Source organism: Gilliamella sp. G0441, from assembly GCF_050589305.1.
In the GTDB taxonomy this organism is placed as follows: Bacteria; Pseudomonadota; Gammaproteobacteria; order Enterobacterales; family Orbaceae; genus Gilliamella.
Genome location: NZ_JBNRJF010000037.1, coordinates 1 through 991, shown reverse-complemented (window position 1 = coordinate 991; position 991 = coordinate 1). Strand labels below are relative to the sequence as shown.

Here is a 991-nt window from a genome sequence, read left to right as displayed (position 1 = left end):
GTTAGACAAAATAGAAACGGTCGAGCTTATCAAAGACATAGCACAGCAAGCAAAAAGTGTAATGAATAAGTATGACCGAATTCAGGCGCAAAATGACGTAGATAAAAATAAGGATGCGTTATCGAAGCTGGAAGCGGAAAAGGCCTATAATAAGCTGAGTGATGCAGAAAAAGCCAAATATAAAACTGTTGAGGATTATTATAATCAGAATAAAGACTACTTCTATTACGTTGCGGTTGATGAGCAGTTAAAAACGAATAGAGAAAATAATAAAAACCTGGGCGGAATGGGGAGTGATGTTAGCAAAGGGATAGACAGTGCGATATCGATAGTGACCGGCATTATCACCGGCAACATCACGGGCGGACTGGCTGGCGCAAGTGCACCTTGGGTAGCGGAGCAGATAAAAATCCAGACAGGAGATAATGAAACTGCCCGTTTAATTTCTCATGCGATTTTGGGTGCGGTGGTAGCTGAACTACAAGGCAACTCAGGACTAGCCGGCGGTGCCGGTGCCGTAACCGGTGAACTTGCTGCGGATATCATACGCAAGCAGCTCTATGGAAAAGAGGTTAAGGACTTAACCGAAGCAGAAAAAGAAAACCTCAGCGCACTCGCCCAACTTGCCACCGGACTGGCTGTAGCCAGTGTAGGTGGTGATGTGGGCGATGTCAGCACGGGTATAGCCGCAGGTAAAAATGCGGTTGAGAATAATGGTTTAAGCCCGAGTGAAGGTGGTAAATGGGGTGATTTTGTTGGTATACATCATGATACTGGGGCTCAATACGATGCGATACTTGATGCGTATGCTAATGGTTATTTAACGCAAGAAGAAACCAAGCAAGCATTTAGTGACTTAATTAAAGGTAAAGAAATGCCAAACGGTAGCGATTATGCTGAATTATGGATGCGAGCACCAGAACAAATTGGACAATATTTACCCGGACCAATCGGCACAGCAATGGCAATTTTAGCTGCAACTGATATCGCT

General features: G+C 44.4%; 1 protein-coding gene. It reads left to right on the top strand.

Annotation, left to right across the window (positions count from 1 at the left end; translation table 11 throughout):
• Window positions 1-991: VENN motif pre-toxin domain-containing protein (locus tag ACKJXD_RS11900; RefSeq protein WP_430876419.1), on the top strand; the 991-nt coding region annotated here is incomplete at both ends.